At 67.0% G+C, this 19,958-nt stretch carries 14 protein-coding genes; 9 read left to right on the forward strand and 5 right to left on the reverse strand.

All coding sequences use genetic code 11. The features are described 5' to 3' along the window. Positions 1 to 43: 43 nt before the first annotated feature. Both HMPREF9710_RS17180 and HMPREF9710_RS17185 read left to right on the forward strand, forming a co-directional pair. The gene (locus tag HMPREF9710_RS17180) at positions 44 to 1,300 is read left to right on the forward strand and encodes a urate hydroxylase PuuD (protein ID WP_005668400.1); all 1,257 of its coding nucleotides are present in this window, start codon (positions 44 to 46) and stop codon (positions 1,298 to 1,300) included. Then, a complete protein-coding gene (locus tag HMPREF9710_RS17185; protein ID WP_005668401.1) occupies positions 1,297 to 2,538 on the forward strand; it encodes a M20/M25/M40 family metallo-hydrolase in 1,242 nt (413 codons plus the stop codon). The genes HMPREF9710_RS17180 and HMPREF9710_RS17185 overlap by 4 nt, the downstream gene beginning before the upstream one ends. Before the next feature lie 154 nt (positions 2,539 to 2,692). Here HMPREF9710_RS17185 and HMPREF9710_RS17190 read toward each other — a convergent pair whose 3' ends face one another. Continuing rightward, positions 2,693 to 5,077, reverse strand: a complete 2,385-nt coding sequence (locus tag HMPREF9710_RS17190; RefSeq protein WP_005668403.1) for a S9 family peptidase — start codon at positions 5,075 to 5,077, stop codon at positions 2,693 to 2,695. A gap of 664 nt (positions 5,078 to 5,741) precedes the next feature. On the opposite strand from HMPREF9710_RS17190, the gene HMPREF9710_RS17195 reads away from it, so the two are divergent. The 7 genes from HMPREF9710_RS17195 to HMPREF9710_RS17225 all read left to right on the forward strand — a co-directional run bounded on the left by HMPREF9710_RS17195 (position 5,742) and on the right by HMPREF9710_RS17225 (position 15,965). Then, complete coding sequence (locus HMPREF9710_RS17195) at positions 5,742 to 6,386, forward strand: ANTAR domain-containing response regulator (RefSeq protein WP_040776989.1); 645 nt, start codon at positions 5,742 to 5,744, stop codon at positions 6,384 to 6,386. Positions 6,387 to 6,421: 35 nt separating this feature from the next. Then, complete coding sequence (locus tag HMPREF9710_RS17200) at positions 6,422 to 7,591, forward strand: CmpA/NrtA family ABC transporter substrate-binding protein (RefSeq protein ID WP_005668408.1); 1,170 nt, start codon at positions 6,422 to 6,424, stop codon at positions 7,589 to 7,591. A 258-nt stretch (positions 7,592 to 7,849) separates the two neighbouring features. Next, positions 7,850 to 9,148: an MFS transporter gene (locus tag HMPREF9710_RS17205; protein WP_005668409.1), complete on the forward strand. Its 1,299-nt coding sequence runs from the start codon at positions 7,850 to 7,852 to the stop codon at positions 9,146 to 9,148. A gap of 14 nt (positions 9,149 to 9,162) precedes the next feature. Continuing rightward, positions 9,163 to 11,688: a nitrite reductase large subunit NirB gene (nirB, locus tag HMPREF9710_RS17210; RefSeq protein ID WP_005668411.1), complete on the forward strand. Its 2,526-nt coding sequence runs from the start codon at positions 9,163 to 9,165 to the stop codon at positions 11,686 to 11,688. A gap of 11 nt (positions 11,689 to 11,699) precedes the next feature. Next, complete coding sequence (gene nirD / locus HMPREF9710_RS17215) at positions 11,700 to 12,047, forward strand: nitrite reductase small subunit NirD (RefSeq protein ID WP_005668412.1); 348 nt, start codon at positions 11,700 to 11,702, stop codon at positions 12,045 to 12,047. Further along, positions 12,044 to 13,261 carry an NAD(P)/FAD-dependent oxidoreductase gene (locus tag HMPREF9710_RS17220; RefSeq protein ID WP_005668414.1) on the forward strand — a complete coding sequence of 406 codons (1,218 nt, stop codon included), beginning with the start codon at positions 12,044 to 12,046 and terminating at the stop codon, positions 13,259 to 13,261. The genes nirD and HMPREF9710_RS17220 overlap by 4 nt, the downstream gene beginning before the upstream one ends. Before the next feature lie 13 nt (positions 13,262 to 13,274). Next, positions 13,275 to 15,965 carry a nitrate reductase gene (locus HMPREF9710_RS17225; RefSeq protein ID WP_005668416.1) on the forward strand — a complete coding sequence of 897 codons (2,691 nt, stop codon included), beginning with the start codon at positions 13,275 to 13,277 and terminating at the stop codon, positions 15,963 to 15,965. 5 nt (positions 15,966 to 15,970) lie between these two features. On the opposite strand, the gene HMPREF9710_RS17230 is transcribed toward HMPREF9710_RS17225, so the two are convergent. The 4 genes from HMPREF9710_RS17230 to HMPREF9710_RS17245 all read right to left on the reverse strand — a co-directional run bounded on the left by HMPREF9710_RS17230 (position 15,971) and on the right by HMPREF9710_RS17245 (position 19,708). Further along, entirely contained in the window at positions 15,971 to 16,915 is a 945-nt protein-coding gene (locus HMPREF9710_RS17230; RefSeq protein ID WP_005668418.1) for a hypothetical protein, read from the reverse strand. A gap of 3 nt (positions 16,916 to 16,918) precedes the next feature. Next, positions 16,919 to 17,668, reverse strand: a complete 750-nt coding sequence (locus HMPREF9710_RS17235) for a DUF6345 domain-containing protein (protein ID WP_005668420.1) — start codon at positions 17,666 to 17,668, stop codon at positions 16,919 to 16,921. A 173-nt stretch (positions 17,669 to 17,841) separates the two neighbouring features. Next, positions 17,842 to 18,822 (reverse strand): TerC family protein, encoded by a 981-nt coding sequence (locus HMPREF9710_RS17240; protein WP_005668422.1) that lies wholly within the window; start codon positions 18,820 to 18,822, stop codon positions 17,842 to 17,844. A 187-nt stretch (positions 18,823 to 19,009) separates the two neighbouring features. Continuing rightward, positions 19,010 to 19,708: a dienelactone hydrolase family protein gene (locus tag HMPREF9710_RS17245; protein ID WP_005668424.1), complete on the reverse strand. Its 699-nt coding sequence runs from the start codon at positions 19,706 to 19,708 to the stop codon at positions 19,010 to 19,012. Positions 19,709 to 19,958: the final 250 nt, after the last annotated feature.

Raw genomic sequence — 19,958 nt, forward strand, 5'->3', positions numbered from 1 at the left:
ATCGGCGTATCTTCGATCCATCTCAGCGTTCACGAGGAAGCCCATGTTCGACACCGGATACCTGGCGCCATATGCTTTGGAGTGGTTCAATCTGCTGCTGCGCTGGCTGCACATCATCACCGGCATCGCCTGGATCGGGGCCTCGTTCTATTTCGTCTGGCTCGACAACACCATCAAACCGCCGGCCCCAGGTTCCGACCTGGAGCGCAAGGGCGTGTCCGGCGAGCTGTGGGCGGTGCACGGCGGCGGCTTCTACAACCCGCAGAAATACCTGGTGGCGCCCGCCGAGCTGCCGCCGGAGCTGCACTGGTTCAAGTGGGAAGCCTATTCCACGTGGTTGTCGGGCTTTGCGCTGCTGACCGTCGTCTATTACATGAACGCGAAGGCGATGATGGTCGACCGCAGCGTGGCCGACCTCACGGGCTGGCAGGCGGTCGGCATCGGCATCGGCAGCCTGGTGGTCGGCTGGATCGTGTACGACCTGCTGTGCCGGTCGAAGCTGGTGCAGCACCAACTGGCGTTCGGCGCCACCATCTGGCTGCTGCTGGTCGGCAGCAGCTGGGTGCTCACCCACCTGCTCAGCGGACGCGCCGCCTACCTGCACGTGGGCGCGATGATCGGCACCATCATGGTGGCGAACGTGGCGATGCTGATCATTCCGGGACAGCGCAAGATGGTCAATGCCATGCTGGCCGGCGCCAAGCCCGACCCGAGCCACGGCATCAAGGCCAAGCAGCGCAGCGTCCACAACAATTATTTCACGCTGCCGGTGCTGTTCATCATGATCAGCAACCACTATGCGATGACCTACAACCATCCGCATGCCTGGGCCGTGCTGGGCGTGATCATGCTGGCCGGGGTCTTGATCCGCCACTTCTTCAACCTGCGCCACAAGGGCCGCATCGAATGGCGGTATCCGGCCGCCGGCGTGGCGCTGCTCCTGGCGCTGGCGGTCGTGCTGGCCCCAAGGCCGCGCGCAAGCGCCGATCCGGCGGCCGCCGCCGGTGTCGACGCTGCCACGCGCTTTGCGGCGGTGCGCACGATCATGGACCAGCGCTGCGTGTCCTGCCACGCGCAGCAGCCGACCCAGCCCGGTTTCGCGGCGGCGCCGGGCGGCGTGATGCTCGACACGCCGGAGCTGGTGAGCCAGCATGCGGCCCGCATCTACCAGCAGACGGTGCAACTGAAAGCCATGCCGCTGGCGAATCTCACCCACATGACCGATGCCGAACGCGCCCAGGTGGGGGCCTGGTTCGAGGCCGGCGCGGTCACCGGCACAAACACAGGAAAGGCGCCATGAACAATCCCTTGCACGATCGTCTCACCGGCTGGATCGACGCCCACTTCGACGAACAGGTCGCCTTCCTGCAGGAGGTGGTGCGCATCCCGACCGATACGCCTCCGGGCAATAACGCGCCGCATGCCGAGGCAATCGCGGGAATGCTGGAAAGCGCCGGCTGGCCGGTCGAGCGCCATGCGGTGCCGGCGCAGCAGGTGCGCGACCATGGCCTGGAGAGCATCACCAACCTGATCGTGCGCCGCCGCTATGGCGGGGACGGCCCCACGCTGGCGCTGAACGCCCACGGCGACGTGGTGCCGCCGGGCGAAGGCTGGACCCGACCGCCGTATGGCGCCGTGATCGACGATGGTTACCTGTACGGGCGCGCGGCGGCGGTCTCCAAGAGCGACTTCGCCACCTATGTGTTCGCGACCCGCGCGCTGGAGGCAATGGACGTGGCCTTGTCGGGCGCGGTCGAACTGCACTTCACCTACGACGAGGAAGTCGGCGGCCTGCTGGGACCGGGCTGGCTGCTGGAGCAGGGCCTGACCCGCCCCGACTACGTGATCGCGGCCGGCTTCGGCCATGGCATCGTCACCGCCCACAACGCCTGCCTGCAGCTCGAAGTGACCGTGCACGGCAGGGCGGGCCATGGCGCGATGCCCGAGACGGCGGTCGACGCCCTGCAGGCCGCCACACAAGTGCTGAACGCGATCTATGGCGAACTGCCGGCGCTGAAGAAGATCCGCAGCGCCGTAGCAGGCATCGGCTCGCCGACCATGATCGTCGGCCGCATCGATGGCGGGACCAATACCAATGTGGTGCCGGGGAAGGTGGTGTTACGGATGGACCGGCGCATGATCCCGGAAGAAGACCCGGCGCTGGTGGAGGCGCAGGTGCGCGCCCTGATCGAGAACGCGGTGCGCGGCCTGCCCGGCATCCGCCTCGAGATCCGGCGCCTGCTGCTGTCGCAGGCGCTGCGGCCCTTGCCGGGCGTGGCGCCGCTGGTCGAGCGCTTGCAGCGCCATGGGCGCGCCGTCATGGGCGAGGAGATTCCCGCGCATGGCACGCCGCTGTATGCGGATGCGCGGCTGTATGGTGAACATGGCATCCCGGCGGTGCTGTATGGCGCAGGGCCGCGCACGGTGGAGGAATCGAACGCCAAGAAGGCCGACGAACGTCTGCTGCTGGAAGATTTGCGCCGCGCGACCAAGGTGGTGGCGCTGACCCTGCTCGATTTTCTCGGTCCGCGGCCCTGAAACACCGCCGGCCCGATTCTATTGCTAGCCCAAAAACGTCGTTCCCGCGGAGGCGGGAACCTAAGTTATTTAGCGCGCCACATAGTCAAGCGAAGTGGCGAAGCTGAAGAACGAGGTTCCCGCCTGCGCGGGAACGACGGGTCAAGGTTGCGGATTATTTCTGCTTGAGCGAGCGCTCGAACAGCTCATAGATCCGGCGGTACTGGTCATACCACGCCTCCGGCTGCACGTAGCCGTGACGCTCCAGCGGATAGCTCGCCAGTTCCCACTTGTCCTTCTTCATCTCGATCAGGCGCTGCGCCATGCGCACCGAATCCTGGTAGAACACGTTATCGTCGATCATGCCGTGCGAGATCAAGAGGTGGCCCTTCAGGTTCTGCGCGTACTCGATCGGCGACGACTTCTTGTACGCCTCGGGATCGATGTCCGGGGTGTTCAGGATGTTGGCGGTGTACTCGTGGTTGTAGGTGGTCCAGTCGGTCACCGGGCGCAGCGCGGCGCCGGCCTTGAAGGTGTCCGGCGCGCGCATCAGGGCCATGAAGGTCATGAAGCCGCCGTAGCTGCCGCCATAGATGCCGACGTTGGCGGCGTCGCCCTGGTGCTGGTTCACCATGTACTTGACGCCGTCGACGTAGTCTTCCAGTTCCGGATGGCCCATCTGGCGGTAGATCGCGGTGCGCCACTTGCTGCCGTAGCCTTTCGAGGCGCGGAAGTCCATGTCCAGCACCACGTAGCCGTTCTGCACCAGCAGGTTATGGAACATCTGCTCGCGGAAGTAGTTCGGATAGCGCTTGCTCACGTTCTGCAGGTAGCCGGCGCCGTGCACGAACATCACGACCGGATACTTCTTGCCCGGCTCGAGCTGGGCCGGACGATACAGCTTGGCCCACACCGGATCGCCGCCGGCGCTGGAAGGCACGGCCACGTACTCTGGCTGGATCCACTCGCGCGCCTTGAAGTCCGGCGTGCGGGTGTCGGTGAGCTTGCTCGCTTCGCCGCCCGAGACCGGCACGGTCGCGATCTGGATCGGCGTGTAGCTGGACGACCAGTGCACCAGCAGCTTCTTCTCGTCCGGCGACAGGGCGAACTTCTCGACGCCATCGAGCTTCGTCACTTCGCGTACCTTGGTCGCACCATTCGCGCCGTTGGCGTCGACGGCGCAGACTTCGTAGTCGCCCGGGGTCTCGCGGTTGCACAGCATGTAGGCGGTGCTGCCGTCATAGGTCCAGCGCACGTCGCTGGCTTCCCATTTGCCCGTGGTCAGGGCGCGCGGGGCGGCGGCGGTGGCGCTGTCCTTGGTGTACAGGTGCGAGTAGCCGCTTTCCTCGGACAGGTACCACAGCGTGCGGTTGTCCGGCAGCCAGCCGAATTCGGCGTTGTCGTAGTTGACCCAGGCGCCGTCGGTCAGGCGGTGCAGTGGCTTCAGTTTCGCGGCGCCCAGGTCGACGCTGGCGATCCAGCGGTCCTTGTTGTCGACCGCGCGCAGCATGACGGCGACGTTGGCGCCGTTCGCGCTCCAGTCGATCGCGTTGCGGCCGCCCGAGACGACCACCGGACGGTTGCCCTTGAGCGGGTCCTTCCTGGCGGCGGCGCGCAGCTCGGCCAGCGGGTCGACGTTGACGCCCGGGAGCGCGTCGAAGGCGATGTCCTGCACCTTGTTGGTGCGCAGGTCGACCAGCTTCAGTGCATGCGGCACCGGCATATTGCGGCCGACGCGGGTGCGCACGTCTTCGGTTTCCTCGTAGCCCGACTCGTTCACGTAGCGCGGCATCTTGCCGGCGCGGCCCTTGTCGGCGCTTTTGGCGGCGGTGACCACCAGCAGCCAGCGGCCGTCGGGCGAGAGCGAGCTGCCTTCGATGGTGACCTTGTCGCCCAGGTAGACCGGGCTTGGCGCCATCGAGGCGTCGGCGCGGCGCAGTTCGTCGGCGCGCGCGCGCAGGGCGTCGCGGTCATCCTTCTGGCGCTTGAGGTGCTCGATCAGGCGCAGTTCGGTCGAACGGTAGGGATCGTCCTCGGGCGCGTTCGGGTCCTTGGCGGCGCGCGGCAGGGCGGCGGGGCCGGTGACACGGCTACCGCGGTCCCACACATACCAGTCGTTGCCGATGCGGTACTGGACCGCGCGTTCGTCCGCCGTGTACTGGGCGGCGGTGATGCGGCTGGCGCCGCGCGTGACCTGGACTAGCTGGCCCGACTTGAGGTCTCGCTCGAACAGGTCGTTGTTGCGCAGGACCAGCATGCGGCTGTTGTTGCGGTTGTAGACCACGTCGGCGCTGTCGATCTTCGGCAGTTCGGCATCGGCTACCAGCCGGGCCTTGCCGGCCGCGACCTGGAACACGTCGCGCACGGGCGAGCCGGTGCGCTTCTGCTTGTAGTACACCTGCTTGCCGTCCCAGCTGAACCAGGCGTCTTCCACCGGGGTGCCGATCCAGTCTGGATGGCTCATGGCCTGGTCGAGGGTGATGGGGGTGGATGCCGCCGCCGGCAGCGCGATCAGTGCGGCGAAAGAGGCCGCAAACAGGGTAAGTGCAGGTGTTCGCATGTGGAGTCTGATGAGTGAGAAATGGCTTGGTTGCCAAAGATGCTTGCCAGAAATGCGCATGCATTCTAGCGCAGGCACTCACCGCGACCGCGAAATATGACAGGTTTTTTTTGCTGTAAAGACAAGCGCCGGCGGTACGTCAGTACGGCCGGCGCGAGAGGCGGAGCGGGTATTGCGACGATGGTGCGCCGCAATCGCACATGAATTACATGGCCTTGAACGGACCCTTTGGCGGACGCGGCAGGAACATGGAAACGCGGGCTGCCACGGCCACGACGGCCAGGGCGATGGTGATATATTCGAGAGGGTGCATGATCAACCCCGCACTGCCGGAGCGTAGCCGCCGTGGGCGACGTAGAGTTCTTGCGAGAAGCTGCGGATGGCCGAGATGGCTGCCGCGAAGAAGCTGGTGCGTTGGATGGCTGCAGTCATGATAGTTCCCCTAAGATAAATACTTCGATGTTGCGTTGCAGTATAGGGGCGTCTCCGTCATAAACAAACTTTAGATTTGTGATTCCAGCGATGCGTCTGGTGAATGGTTGCAAAGTTGCTCTCATACAAGATATTCGTCATGCGAATATCTCGGCCAAGGGGTTTTGCATAAGAAGGGCATGGGCAATCGTCGATGCTCGCGCCTGGTGCGAATCTTGCATATCGTAAGCACATGAAATCGCGAGACAGTGCTTCACCACACCTGCGGATCGTCGTCGTGCTTTCCGCAACAGCACCCGGCATCGACCCGGATGCCGCCCAGGCCGCGCAGGCCCGGCGCAGCACGGCGCTGCGCATCGGCCTGCTCGAATCGGGCTACGACCTGATCGCCTCGCTCCCGGCCGACGTCTTCCTGCCCGAGCGCATCGCCCAGCTGCAGCCCGACCTGATCATCGCCGACAGCGAGTCCGACGCGCGCGACGTGCTCGAGCACATCGTGATCGCCACCCGCGACGCGCGGCGGCCGATCGTCCTGTTCACCGAAGACGATGCGCCGGCCAGCATGGACGCGGCGATGGACGCCGGCGTCTCGGCCTATATCGTGGCCGGCCTGCAGGCCGAACGCGTCAAGCCGGTGCTGGACGTGGCGCTGGCGCGCTTCCGGCGCGAGCAGAAGCTGCTCGACGAGCTGAGCGACACGCGCCAGAAGCTGGCGGAGCGCAAGACCGTCGATCGCGCCAAGGGCCTGCTCATGAACCGCTACAGCCTGACCGAGGAGCAGGCCTACCAGCGCCTGCGCACCCTGGCGATGAACAAGAACCTGAAGCTGGCCGAAGTCGCGCAGCGCCTGATCGACGTGGAAGACCTGCTGGGCTAGGCCACGCTTTACTATATACAAGGAAAAGGAGACGTATGACATTGGCAGGCAAAGGCGCCTGGATCGCCGGCACCGACCGGCCCGAGATCGAGACCGTCCGCATCGGTTTCATGCCGCTGGCCGATTGCGCGCCGCTGGTGATGGCGTCGGTGCTCGGCTTCGACGAGCAGTATGGCGTGCGCTTCGAGCTCACCCGCGAGCTGTCGTGGACCGCCATGCGCGACCGCCTGATCGGCCAGCAGCTCGACGCGGCCCATGCGCTGTACGGGATGGTGTATGGCATCCAGAACGGCATCGGCACCCAGCAGTGCGATATGGCGGTGTTGATGAACCTGCACCAGAACGGCCAGAACATCACGCTGTCGCGCGCGCTCGCCAACGCCGCCCGCGATCCCGGCCTGCTGCGGCGCGAGGTGGACGAGAAAGGGCGCAAGCTGACCCTGGCCCACACCTTCCCGACCGGGAACCACGCGATGTTCCTGTATTACTGGCTGGCCGCGCATGGCATCGATCCGCTCACCGACTGCCAGGCGGTGACGGTGCCGCCCGGGCAGATGGCGGCCAGCCTGGCGGCCGGGCATATGGATGGTTTCTGCGCGGGCGAGCCGTGGGGCCAGCGCGCGCAGCGCGACGGCGCCGGGGTGCAGGCCGCGTCCAGCGAACAGATATGGCCGAACCATCCGGGCAAGGCGCTCGGCACGCGCGCCGCCTTCGCGGCCAGCCACCCGAACACCTGCCGCGCCATGATTGCCGCGCTGTTGGAAGCGGCGCGCTGGCTCGACGCCTCGCGCACCAACCGCGAAGCCGCGGCCGAGGTGCTGGCCAGTCCCGCCTATGTCAACGCCAGCCGCGAGACGCTGCAGTTCTGCCTGGCCGGCAGCCATATCGACGAGCATCGCGGAGAGGGCTGCTGGCGCGGCCATAACGGCCTGCGCTTCCATGCCGACGGCGAGGCCAACTTCCCCTGGCTGTCGGACGGCATGTGGTTCATGACCCAGCACCGGCGCTGGGGCCTGCTGCGCGAAGCGCCCGCCTACCTGGCGCTGGCGGCCCAGGTCAACCGCATCGACCTGTATCGCGAGGCGGCCGAACGCACCGGCACGATGCTGCCCGCCTCCCCGATGCGCAGCTCGACCTTGCTCGGCGGACGGGTATGGGACGGCAGCGACCCGCAGGCCTGGGCCGGCGCACCAGCGCGATCTTGAACGCGGTGCATGCGGGCGCATCATCATGGTGAGCGATGCACCGCAATGCAGCATCCGGATGCGATCCGTTGAGGTACGCCCCCTGAAGCCGCGGTGGCACGCCTCTTGCTCATACCTCTGACAGGATCAATGGCGATTCTCTTCACGATTTTCACTTAGCGCCGGCCCAACGCGGGGACGGCAACAGGACAACGGCGTCCGCAGCTACTGCCCATGGCAGCAAGCGCGGACGCCTTTTCGTTTTTCAAAGGAAGAACAATGGCCAGCAAAGCGGACAGCATCAAGCTCTTTTCCTTCCAGGGCGCGCCCATGCGCGCCTTCCACCTGACCTGGGTCGCCTTCTTCATCTGCTTCTTCGCCTGGTTCGCCTGCGCGCCGCTGATGCCGGTCATCAAGGGCGAATTCGGGCTCTCGATGGAGCAGATCGCCAACATCAATATCGCGGCGGTCGCGATCACCATCTTCGTGCGTCTGCTGGTCGGCCCGCTGTGCGACCGCTACGGCCCGCGCAAGACGTACACGGGTTTGCTCCTCCTGGGCGCGATTCCCGTGCTGGGCGTGGCGCTGGCGCAGAGCTACGAAGCCTTCCTGCTGGCGCGCCTGGGCATCGGCGCGGTCGGCGCCAGCTTCGTCATCACCCAGTACCACACTTCCGTCATGTTCGGCCCGAAGGTGGTCGGCACCGCCAACGCGGCGGCGGCCGGCTGGGGCAATGCCGGCGGCGGCGCGGCGCAAGCGGTCATGCCGCTGATGCTCACCGCGATCGTGATGCTGGGCGTGAGCCAGTCGCTGAGCTGGCGCCTGGCGCTGGTGGTGCCCGGCGTGATGATGATCGTGATGGCCTTCTTCTACTGGCGCTATACGCAGGATTGCCCGGCCGGCAATTACGACGACTTGCGCAAGACCGGCCGCATGCCAGAGGGCGGCGGCAAGGGCGGCTGGGCGAGCTTCGTCGCCGGCTGCCGCAACTACCGCGCCTGGCTGCTGTTCGTCACCTATGGCGCCTGCTTCGGCATCGAGATCTTCATCCACAACATCGCCGCCGTGTACTACGTCGAGCACTTCGACCTGTCGCTGGCCCAGGCCGGCATGGCCGCCGGCAGCTTCGGCCTGCTGGCGCTGTTCGCCCGCGCGCTGGGCGGCTGGCTGTCGGACAAGGCGGCTCTGTCGGGTGACCTGAACCGCCGCGTGACCGTGCTGTTCGTGCTGATGATCGGCGAAGGCCTTGGCCTCCTGTGGTTCGCCCAGGCCGAGGGCGTGGTGTTCGCCGTGGTCGCGATGCTGGTGTTCGGCCTGTTCACCCACATGGCGTGCGGCGCGATCTATGCGCTGGTGCCGTTCATCGCGCCGAAGGCGCTGGGCGGCGTGGCCGGCATCGTCGGCGCCGGCGGCAACGTCGGCGCGGTGGCGGCCGGCTTCCTGATGAAGGGCACGGGCGACATCAAGCAGACGCTCACGATCCTCAGCGGCCTGGTGCTGGTCGCCAGCGTCTGCGCCATCGCAGCCCGATTCACCGCGACCAGCGCCAGCACGGCGCCGGCAGCCGCAGCAGCTTGATTAGGGAGCAGCAAATGCATATCGTCGTCATCGGCCACGGCATGGTGGGCCACAAATTCCTCGAAACCCTGGCCGCCAGCGGCCGGGAAGACCTGCGCGTGACGGTGCTGGGCGAAGAGCCGCGGCCGGCCTACGACCGCGTGCACCTGTCGGAGTTCTTTGCCGGTAAAAGTGCGGACGACCTGTCGCTGGTCGCGCCCGGCTTCTTCGACCGGCAAGACATGGTGTTGCGCCTGAACGCGAAAGTGGTCGGGATCGATCGCGCGGCGCAGCAGGTGACCCTGGCCGACGGCTCCTCCGTCGCCTACGATCGCCTCGTGCTGGCGACCGGGTCGTATCCCTTCGTGCCGCCGGTGCCGGGCGCCGACCGCAAGGATTGCTTCGTCTATCGCACCATCGAAGACCTGGAGGCGATGCAGGAATGCGGCGCGCGGTCGAAGTCGGGCGTCGTGGTCGGCGGCGGCCTGCTGGGCCTTGAATGCGCCAAGGCGCTGCGCGACCTGGGCCTGAACGCGCACGTGGTCGAATTCGCGCCGCGCCTGATGGCGGTGCAGGTCGACGATCCAGGCGCGCGCGTGCTGCGCACCCGCATCGAGGAGCTGGGCGTCGGCGTCCATACCGGCAAGAACACGCTGGCCATCGTCGATGGCGAAGAAACCACCCACCGCATGCAGTTCGCGGACGGCACGCACCTGGACACCGACATGATCGTGTTCTCGGCCGGCATCCGCCCGCGCGACGAGCTGGCGCGCGCTTGCGGCCTCGAGATCGGCCCGCGCGGCGGCATCGTCATCGACGACCGTTGCCAGACCTCGGACCCGCACATCTATGCCATCGGCGAATGCGCCTTGTGGAACGGCCAACTGTTCGGCCTGGTCGCGCCGGGCTACGATATGGCGCGCACCGCGGCGCGGCACCTGGCAGGCACGGAATGCGGTTTCGCTGGCGCCGACATGAGCACCAAATTGAAACTGATGGGCGTGGACGTGGCCAGCATCGGCGACGCCCACGGCGCCACGCCGGGCAGCCGCAGCTATCAGTTCCTCGATGAACGTCGCCAGACTTACCGCAAGATCGTCGTCTCCAGCTGCGGCAAATACCTGCTGGGCGGCGTGCTGGTGGGCGAGGCGTCGGCTTACGGCGCGCTGCTGCAGACGATGCTGAACAGGATCGAGCTGCCGGAGGCGCCGGAATACCTGATCCTGCCCGACACCGGCGCGGCGCGTCCGGCGATCGGCGTCGACAAGCTGCCGGCCACGGCCCAGGTCTGCTCGTGCAACGACGTCAGCAAGGGCGCGCTGTGCGAAGCGGTGGCCGGCGGCGCCACCACCATCGGCGCCCTCAAGAGCTGCACCTCGGCCGGCACCGCCTGCGGCGGATGCGTGCCACTGGTGACGCAGGTCCTCAATGCCGAGCTGAAGAAACTGGGCGTGGCGGTCAACAACCACCTGTGCGAACACTTTCCGTACTCGCGCCAGGAGCTGTACCACCTGGTGCGTGTCGAAGGTATCAAGGACTTCGGCGAGCTGCTGGCGCGCCACGGCAAGGGACTCGGTTGCGACGTCTGCAAGCCGACCGCCGCCAACATCCTGGCCTCGGTGTGGAACGATTTCGTGTTGAAACCGAAGCACGCCAGCCTGCAGGATTCTAACGACTACTTCCTCGGCAACATCCAGAAGGACGGCACCTACTCGGTGGTGCCGCGCATGCCGGGCGGCGAAGTCACGGCCGACGGCTTGATCGCAGTGGGGATGGTGGCCAAGAAGTATGGCCTGTACACCAAGATCACCGGCGGCCAGCGGGTCGACCTGTTCGGCGCCCGCGTGGACCAGCTGCCGGCGATCTGGGAAGAGCTGATCGCGGCCGGCTTCGAATCGGGCCACGCCTATGGCAAGTCGCTGCGCACGGTGAAATCCTGCGTCGGCTCGACCTGGTGCCGCTATGGCGTCGGCGACAGCGTCGGCTTCGCCATCGCGCTGGAAAACCGCTATAAAGGCTTGCGCGCGCCGCACAAGATCAAGTTCGGCGTCTCGGGCTGCACCCGCGAATGCGCCGAGGCCCAGGGCAAGGACGTTGGCCTGATCGCCACCGACAAGGGCTGGAACCTGTACGTGTGCGGCAATGGCGGCATGAAGCCGCGCCACGCCGAATTGATCGCCTCGAACCTCTCCGAAGAAGAGGTGGTGCGCCTGACCGACCGCTTCCTGATGTTCTACGTGCGCACGGCCGAGCGCCTGCAGCGCACCAGCACCTGGCGCGAGAACCTGGAAGGTGGTCTCGATTACCTGAAGGCGGTGGTGGTCGACGACAGCCTCGGCATCGCGCAGGAGCTGGAAGCGCAGATGCAGCACGTGGTCGACACCTATGCCTGCGAATGGAAGGAGGCCGTCACCGATCCGACCGTGCGCCGCCGCTTCCGCCACTTCGTCAACAGCGCGCAGGTCGACGAGAACGTCGTGTTCGTGCCCGAGCGCGGGCAGGTGCGTCCCGCCACTTTCGACGAACGCCGTCGCGTCATTCCCATCGCCAGCGCAGCATAAAGGAGAGCATCATGCACCGTGATCTTCAACTCGAACACTGGACCGCCGTCTGCCTACTTTCCGACATCGTGCCCGATACCGGCGTGTGCGCCTTGCTGAACGGCCGCCAGGTGGCCGTGTTCCGCGTCGGCGCCGATGAGCCGAGGGTGTTCGCCATCGATAACTACGATCCGAATTCGCAGGCCGCCGTGCTGTCGCGCGGACTGGTGGGCAGCATCGGCGAGCGCATCGTCGTTGCGTCCCCGATCTACAAGCAGCATTTCGACCTGCAGAGCGGCGAGTGCCTGGAAGCGCCGGCGCATTCGGTCGCCAGCTATCCGGCGCGGATCGACGGCGGACAGGTGTGGGTCGCCGCATGAAACCGTCATTGGTCGTGGTCGGCAACGGCATGGCCGGCATGCGCACTGTCGAGGAGCTGCTGGCGCTGGCGCCCGATCTGTACGACATCACCGTGTTCGGCGCCGAGCCGCGCGTGAACTACAACCGCATCATGCTGTCGCCGGTCCTGGCCGGCGAAAAGACGGCGGACGAGATCGTGCTGCATCCGCGCAGCTGGTACGAGGAGCACGGCATCACCCTGCATGCGGGCGACCCGGTGGTGGCGATCGACCGCAAGCGGCGCGTCGTGCGCGCCCGGTCGGGCAAGGAAGTGGCCTACGACCGCCTGCTGCTGGCGACCGGCTCGCAACCCTTCATCGTGCCGGTGCCGGGCGCCGAGCTGCCCGGCGTGGTGGGTTTTCGCGACCTGGACGACGTCGACGCCATGCTGCAGGCGGCGCGCGAGGGCCGGCATGCGGTCGTGATCGGTGGCGGCCTGCTCGGACTGGAAGCGGCCAACGGCCTGCTGCGTCGCGGCATGGACGTCACCGTGGTGCACCTGACCGGGAGCCTGCTCAACCAGCAGCTCGACGGCGACGCCTCAACGCTGCTCAAGCGCGCGCTGGAGGGACGCGGCCTGCGCATCCTGCTAGGCGCCCAGACCGAGGCCATCCTTGGCGCCGGCAAGGTGGAGGGCGTGCGCTTCAAGGACGGCACGCAAGTGCCGGCCGACCTGGTGGTGATGGCGGCCGGCGTGCGTCCCAATGTGGCGCTGGCGCGCGCCGCAGGCCTGCACGTCGAGCGCGCCATCGTGGTTGACGACACCTTGCAAAGTTTCGACCCGCGAGTGTATGCGGTGGGCGAATGCGTCCAGCATCGCAAGGCGACCTTCGGCCTGGTGGCGCCGATCTGGGACCAGGCGCGCGTGTGCGCCGCCCACCTGGCAGGCCTGGGCCATCGCCGCTACGTGCAGCAGGCCACGGCCACCAAGCTGAAGGTCACCGGCATCGACCTGTACTCGGCCGGCGACATCGTCGGCGGGCCGGGCACGCAAGACCTGGTGCTGCGCGACCGCCGCGCCGGCGTCTATAAACGCCTGGTGCTCGAGGGGAACCGCATCACGGGCGCCGTGCTGTATGGCGACGTGCTCGATGGTCCCTGGTATTTCGACCTGATCCAGCGTGGCGCCGACGTGTCGGCGCTGCGCGATCGATTGTTGTTCGGGCCTGCCATGTGTGAAGCGCAGGCCGCATAGAAGAGAGTCACTCATGTCGCACATGCCGATCCCGCTGCAAGAAGTCCGCACCACCTGTCCCTACTGCGGCGTCGGCTGCGGCGTGAAAGCCACGCCGCTGGGCGATGGCGGCGCGCTGATCGAGGGCGACGCTGGCCATGCGGCGAGCCGCGGCCGCCTGTGCGTCAAGGGCTCGGCCCTGGGCGAGACGCTGGGCCTGGATGGCCGCCTGCTCCATCCGGCCGTAAGGCGCGACGGCGCCATGGCGCGCGCCGGCTGGGAGGAGGCGCTGGACACCGTCGCCGACGGCTTCAGGCGCATCATCGCCGAGCACGGTCCGGATGCGGTGGCCCTCTATGTCTCGGGGCAGATCCTCACCGAGGACTACTACGTCGCCAACAAGTTCATGAAGGGCTACGTCGGCAGCGCCAATATCGACACCAATTCGCGCCTGTGCATGTCGTCCGCCGTGGCCGGCCACAAGCGCGCCTTCGGCGAAGACGTGGTGCCCGGCTGCTACGAGGACTTCGAACTGGCCGACGCGATCGTGCTGGTCGGCTCGAACGCCGCCTGGTGCCATCCGACGCTGTTCCAGCGCATCGTCAAGGCGAAGGAGGCGCGGCCCGAACTGCAGATCGTCGTGCTCGACCCGCGCCGCACGGCCACCTGCGAGCTGGCCGACCTGCACCTGCCGCTCAAGCCGGGCAGCGATGTGCGGCTGTTCAACGGCCTGCTAACCTATCTGGTGGGCGAGGGGGCCGTCGACCACGCTTTCGTCGCGGCGCATACCAGCGGCATGGAGGCGGCGCTGGACGAGGCCAGGCTTGGCGGTGACGTGGAGGAGGTGGCGCGCGCCTGCGGCGTCGATCCGGCCCAGCTGCGCGCTTTCTATGAACTGTTCGCGCGCACCGAGAAAGTGGTGACGGCGTTTTCGATGGGCGTGAACCAATCATCGAGCGGCACCGACAAGGTCAACGGCATCATCAACTGCCACCTGCTCACCGGCCGCATCGGCCGTCCCGGCATGGGTCCGTTCTCGCTGACCGGCCAGCCGAACGCGATGGGCGGACGCGAAGTGGGCGGCCTGGCGAACATGCTGGCGGCCCACCTCGACCTGGACAACGCCGGCCACCGCGAGGCGGTGCGCAGCTTCTGGGGCGCGCCGCGCATCGCCGACAAGCCGGGCCTGAAGGCGGTGGACCTGTTCCGCGCGGTGGAGGCGGGCAAGGTCAAGGCGGTGTGGATCATGGCCACCAATCCGGTGGTCAGCATGCCGGACGCCGACCAGGTGCGGCGCGCGCTGGCCGCCTGCGAACTGGTGGTGGTGTCGGACGTGGTGGCGAACACCGACGTCGCGCCGTATGCGCATGTGCTGCTGCCGGCGCTGGCCTGGGGCGAGAAGGATGGCACGGTGACCAATTCCGAGCGCTGCATCTCGCGCCAGCGCGCCTTCCTGCCGGCGCCGGGAGAAGCGCGCGCCGACTGGCAGGCGCTGTGCGACGTGGCCCGGCGCATGGGCTTTGCCGGCTTCGATTACGACGGCGCGCACGCGATTTTTGATGAGCACGCGCGCCTGTCCACCTGGAAGAATGACGAAGACGGCTACCGCCGTGCTTTTCGGCTCGATCCGCTGGTCGGCATAGACCGCGCGGCCTACGATGCGCTGGAACCGGTGCAATGGCCGCTGCGCGCACCGACCGACGGCGCCGCGCGGCTGTTCGGCGATGGTCGTTTCTCTCACCCGGACGGCAAGGCGCGCTTCGTCGCGACCGCGCCGCGGCTACCCGTGCACGCGACGGGCGGAGAGTATCCTCTGGCGCTCAACACCGGCCGCCTGCGCGACCAATGGCACACGATGACGCGCACTGGCAAGTCGCCGCGGCTGGCCGGCCATGCGGCGGAACCCTTCGTGGATTTGCATCCGCACGACGCGCTGCTCGCCGGCGTGCGCGAAGGAGAACTGGCCCGTGTGAGCTCGCAGTGGGGCGCGATGGTGGCGCGCGTGGCGCATGGCGGCGGCATCGCGCGCGGCGCGGTGTTCGTGCCGATCCACTGGAATGGGCACAACGCCTCCGATGCGCGCGTCGGCGCACTGGTCAATCCGGAGGTCGATCCGGTGTCGGGCGAGCCCGAGTTCAAGCACACGCCGGTGCGGGTGGAACCGTTCGGCGTGGCCTGGCATGGCTTCATCCTGAGCCGCACCGAACTGAACCTGGAACGGGTGGCGCACTGGACGCGCGTGCGCGGCAGCGGCTTCCTGCGCTATGAGCTGGGCGGTCGCGAGCCGGTATCGCCCGCGATGGCGCGCGCGCTGCTCGGGGCGGACGAGGACGCCGACTGGATCGAGTACGAGGACAAGTCGGAAGGCATGCTGCGGGCGGCGCTCGTGGTCGATGGTCGCCTGGAAGCCTGCCTGTTCGCGTCGCGCCGGCCCGACTTGCCGGCGCGCGCCTGGCTCGGCGGATTGTTCGCGCAAGCCGAACTGAGCGCACGCGAACGCGCGACCTTGCTGGCCGGCCGCGCGCCGACGCTGGGACCGGACCCGGGGCCGACCGTCTGCTCCTGCTTTGGCGTCGGCCGCAACACGATCTGCACGGCGATCGACAAGCAGGGCTTGACGACGCCGGCCGAGGTAACCGCCTGCCTGCGGGCCGGCGGCAACTGTGGGTCGTGCCTGCCCGAGATCAGGTCGCTGTTGCAGGAGGCGCGCTCAGCCGTGGCGTGACCGGATCACGATGCCCCATCGCGGCACTCCGGATGCAAACCACGCGAGCGCACCACCGGCGCCTCGTTGCCGAACAGCGGCAACTCGATATACGGCCGCTCGGTGCCCGACACCGCCAGCACATAGGCCTGGCGCTCGAGCCGGTGCTGCAGCACGACCTGCGCCACGTAGGCCGGGGCCAGCACGCGCTGGGCCTTGCGCTTGCCCAGGTCGAGATAGCCGAAGCGCATCACGGCCGACTGCACGACGTCGCTCGGCAGCCGGTCCTTCGACTTGCCCAGCACGCTGGCCAGGCGTTCGGCCAGCTGGCGCGCCGCCAGTTCGGCCTCGATGACGGGCGCGCTGTCGAGCACTTCGGCATCGCTGTGGCGGATGTTCAGCGCGAGCGCGTCAACCGTGCCGTCGCCGGCCAGGCGCAGCGCCACCGAGGCGGCGCCCAGCACCGGGATTTCTCCCACCGCATGGCGCCAGGCGCCGGTGGCGCGCACCAGCAGCGTGTCCGACAGCTTCTGGTCGCGGTCGCTGCCGCGCGCCTTGGTCTGCCACAGGCGTTCGAAGGCAAGGCTGCCGCGCTCACCGACCCAGGCGGCGAGGTCGATGCGCTGCGCGGCTTGTTCCAGCTGGCGCACCAGCACCGGCGTTTCTTCCAGCCGCTGCCACGGCGCCTGGAACGGCGCCAGGCCGGACACGTACTGCAGCGCGCCCGAGGCGTGGTAGACCACGGCGCGCGCGCCGTCGGCCAGGTGCACCACGCTGCGCTCGCCGCGGTCGGCCAGGTTGGCGCGGTCGTGGCGGCAGATGTCGGCTTCGTGCAGCGCGGTCAGGAAGCGGTTCATGTTGGCGCGCGCGTCGTCGCGGGTGAGCGGGGTGAGCGCGATCACGTCGGCGCGGCCGGGCACGGCATGCGCGCCGGTCTTCATCAGGGTATCGATCAGGGTTTGCTGGTTCATGGTTCAGCCCTCCGTCCACTTCCACAAGAGACATGCCTGCTGCGCCGGCGCCAGGTCGGGACTCACGCCGCCGTGGCCCCACAGGTGGTCGCGGTTCAGGGCGGACAGATCCCAGCGGATGGCGCCGCCATTCCAGGTGGCGGCGTCGCCCACGCAGACGGTGACCGGATGGTTGTCGACCCACCAGTCGGACACGCCGTCGTGCCAGGCGCCCGAGACGGTGTCGCCGTCGACCAGGTTGTCGGCCACGTCCTCGCCGCATTCGTCGGTGGTGATGCCGTCGTACATATCGCCCCAGGCGCCGCAATAGATGTGCAGGCGCGCGAAGATGTTCCACAGACCGGCGACGGCGTCCAGGTTGACGGTGTGGCAGGAATAGGCCATCACCCATTCGCTGTTCCAGTCCTCGCCCAGTTGCCACCCGTCGGACCAGGTGCGCCATTCGCTGTGCGCGATGTCGTACAGCATGCGCGCCCGGCCATCGGCCTCGGAATTGCCGTGCGTCTCGATCCAGAACAGGTCGACGTCGTCGACCCAGTTGCGGTCGCTCCCGCCCTGGTCGACGTCGCGGATGTCGGTCTCCCAGACGTCGGTATTGGCCCAGTAGAAGGCGCGCGTGTGCCCGGCCGAGCGCAACTTGCTGTCGAACCCATTGCTTCTATTAAAGGTGTACGTGAGGTCTCCCGCCGTGCTCACGCCGGCGGCGCGCGCATGGTTGAAGTACCGGATTGCTTCTACGCCGAACCTCGCCATGAGATTCTCCTTTCGTGTCAAGACGCCATGCCGCCGCACCCTGATGGGCGCGGCGGGGTGGTCGAGATACAGTAGTCGGAGCGAACGCGGCGGCTCTGGCGAAGATCAGGCTTCGGGAGAGTTGGCGTTCCAGCGGGATAGAAGCGCCGCGCGGGCTTGCGCGGCGTCGACTCTCAGGCGGCCGGTGGCGGGGTCTTCTGCGGCTTGGTCGGCTTGGTCGTCAGCAGGCTCGCGACGACCGAGACGACCAGGATGGCGCCGACGACCCCGAGCGCGATACCGGTCGGAATCTTGTAGATATCGAGCAGCAGCATCTTGATTCCGATAAAGATCAGGATCCCGGCCAGGCCGTACTTGAGCAGGTGGAAGCGGTCGGCCATGTCGGCCAGCAGGAAGTACATCGCGCGCAGCCCCAGGATGGCGAACACGTTCGACGTGAACACGATGAACGGGTCGCTGGTGACGGCGAAGATCGCCGGGATTGAGTCGACCGCGAAGATGACGTCGGTGATCTCGACCATGATCAGCACGATGAACATCGGGGTGGCGTAGCGCAGGCCGTTCTGGATGACGAAGAAACGTTCGCCATGGTATTCGTTGGTGATGCGCATATGGCCGCGCAGCCATTTCAGCAGCTTGTTGTCGGCCAGGTCGGGTTCGCTGTCGGCCGACATCAGCATCTGGATGCCGGTGTACAGCAAGAACAGGCCGAATACGTAGAGGATCCAGTGGAACTGGGCCAGCAGCAGGGCGCCCAGGTAGATCAGGATGGCGCGCAGCACGATGGCGCCGAGCACGCCATACATCAGCACGCGTTTTTGATATTGGGCCGGCACGCCGAAAAAGCTGAACAGGGTGATCCAGACGAACACATTGTCGACCGCCAGGGATTTTTCGATCAGGTAGCCGGTGAGGTATTCCAAGGCCTTGTCGCGCGCGACGACGGGCCCGGCGATGCCGTCCAGGTACCAGTAGAACCAGCCGCCGAAGGCGAGGGCGACCGTGATCCACACGAGAGACCACAGGGCCGCTTCCCTAGTGCTGACCTTGTGGTCGCCGGCGGTCTTGAGCCCGAAGAAGTCGATGGCCAGCATGACCACCACGAAGGCGGAGAATGAGAGATAGAGCGTGGGCGTACCGACGGATTCGAGCATGGCTTCTCCAAGGCAAGGCGTGCCGGACGGTCTGGAGTCCAGCGGCGTTGGAATTAGAGCATGAGCCTTGGAGGAACGCCGCACGCATGGCGGCGTGCGGAAAAAAGCGGATCAGTGAAGGGAAGCGAAGTGGGAACGGCGCCTGCCGGCATGGCGCCGGCAGTCGATAGGGCTTGATGTAGGGCTCTTAGCGCAGGGTGCGGGCGAAGAACTCGTCGGTGCGGCTGTTGGCCAGCGTCGCATCGTCATGGTCGTAGTGGCTGCCGCCCGGACGGGCGAAGGCGTGGTCGCGGCCCGGGTACACATGCACTTCGGCATCGGCCTTGCCTTCCAGCGCGGCCTTGATCTGCGCCTGCGCTTCCGGTCCGATGTATTCGTCGGCGCCGGCCAGGTGGTAGAGCAGGGGAGCGCCGATATGCTTGGCCTCGTGCAGGTACTGGTCGGTGCCGCCGCCATAATAGGCCGCGAAGGCGTCGCCATCGGTGCGGGCCGCGGCCAGGTAAGTCATCAGGCCGCCCAGGCAATAGCCGGTGACGCCGACCTTGCCGGTGCTGCCTTCCATCGTGCGCGCGGCGCTGATGGTGGCGGCGATGTCCTGCACGCCGTGGTCGAAGTCATAGGCCTGGTACATCGAGAAGGCCTTGGCGACGTCGGCTTCATTCGCCTCCGAGAGCTGGATGCCTGGGTCGGTGCGCCAGAACAGGTCGGGGGCGACAGCGATATAGCCCTTGGCGGCGTAGTTGTCGGCGATGCTGCGGATGCCGGCGTTCACGCCGAAGATTTCCTGGATCACAATGATCACAGGGTAGGTGCCGACGACATCGGGACGCGCGACGTAGCAGTCGAAGCTGCGGTCGGCGGTGGTGACGGTGAGGGTTTCGGACATGGGATTCCTTTTGGTTGAAGGTTGGATGCCAGCCGGTGACGGCAATGACCGGCTTGCGATGCATATCATAAAACGGATGGCGGTATTGGAACAAACACTGGTGATTACCCGAGCCGATATGCCCTGGCCTGAACATCACGGTCCGACGCCGGAAGACCTGCAAGCAGTAAAAAAGCCAGACCGGCTCACCGTATCTGGCTTTTCCAATCCTGTCGCTGGGGCGAGGATATCCGGACCATGCGCATGCAGA

Source organism: Massilia timonae CCUG 45783, from assembly GCF_000315425.1.
GTDB lineage: Bacteria > Pseudomonadota > Gammaproteobacteria > Burkholderiales > Burkholderiaceae_D > Telluria > Telluria timonae.

Coding starts and splice junctions, on each gene's coding strand:
- HMPREF9710_RS17235 (WP_005668420.1), bottom strand. CDS start 17,668: ATGGCGAGGTTCGGCGTAGAAGCAATCCGGTACTTCAACCATGCGCGC.
- HMPREF9710_RS17190 (WP_005668403.1), bottom strand. CDS start 5,077: ATGCGAACACCTGCACTTACCCTGTTTGCGGCCTCTTTCGCCGCACTG.
- nirB (WP_005668411.1), top strand. CDS start 9,163: ATGCATATCGTCGTCATCGGCCACGGCATGGTGGGCCACAAATTCCTC.
- HMPREF9710_RS17230 (WP_005668418.1), bottom strand. CDS start 16,915: ATGAACCAGCAAACCCTGATCGATACCCTGATGAAGACCGGCGCGCAT.
- HMPREF9710_RS17245 (WP_005668424.1), bottom strand. CDS start 19,708: ATGTCCGAAACCCTCACCGTCACCACCGCCGACCGCAGCTTCGACTGC.
- HMPREF9710_RS17240 (WP_005668422.1), bottom strand. CDS start 18,822: ATGCTCGAATCCGTCGGTACGCCCACGCTCTATCTCTCATTCTCCGCC.
- HMPREF9710_RS17220 (WP_005668414.1), top strand. CDS start 12,044: ATGAAACCGTCATTGGTCGTGGTCGGCAACGGCATGGCCGGCATGCGC.
- HMPREF9710_RS17195 (WP_040776989.1), top strand. CDS start 5,742: ATGAAATCGCGAGACAGTGCTTCACCACACCTGCGGATCGTCGTCGTG.
- HMPREF9710_RS17185 (WP_005668401.1), top strand. CDS start 1,297: ATGAACAATCCCTTGCACGATCGTCTCACCGGCTGGATCGACGCCCAC.
- HMPREF9710_RS17225 (WP_005668416.1), top strand. CDS start 13,275: ATGTCGCACATGCCGATCCCGCTGCAAGAAGTCCGCACCACCTGTCCC.
- nirD (WP_005668412.1), top strand. CDS start 11,700: ATGCACCGTGATCTTCAACTCGAACACTGGACCGCCGTCTGCCTACTT.
- HMPREF9710_RS17180 (WP_005668400.1), top strand. CDS start 44: ATGTTCGACACCGGATACCTGGCGCCATATGCTTTGGAGTGGTTCAAT.
- HMPREF9710_RS17200 (WP_005668408.1), top strand. CDS start 6,422: ATGACATTGGCAGGCAAAGGCGCCTGGATCGCCGGCACCGACCGGCCC.
- HMPREF9710_RS17205 (WP_005668409.1), top strand. CDS start 7,850: ATGGCCAGCAAAGCGGACAGCATCAAGCTCTTTTCCTTCCAGGGCGCG.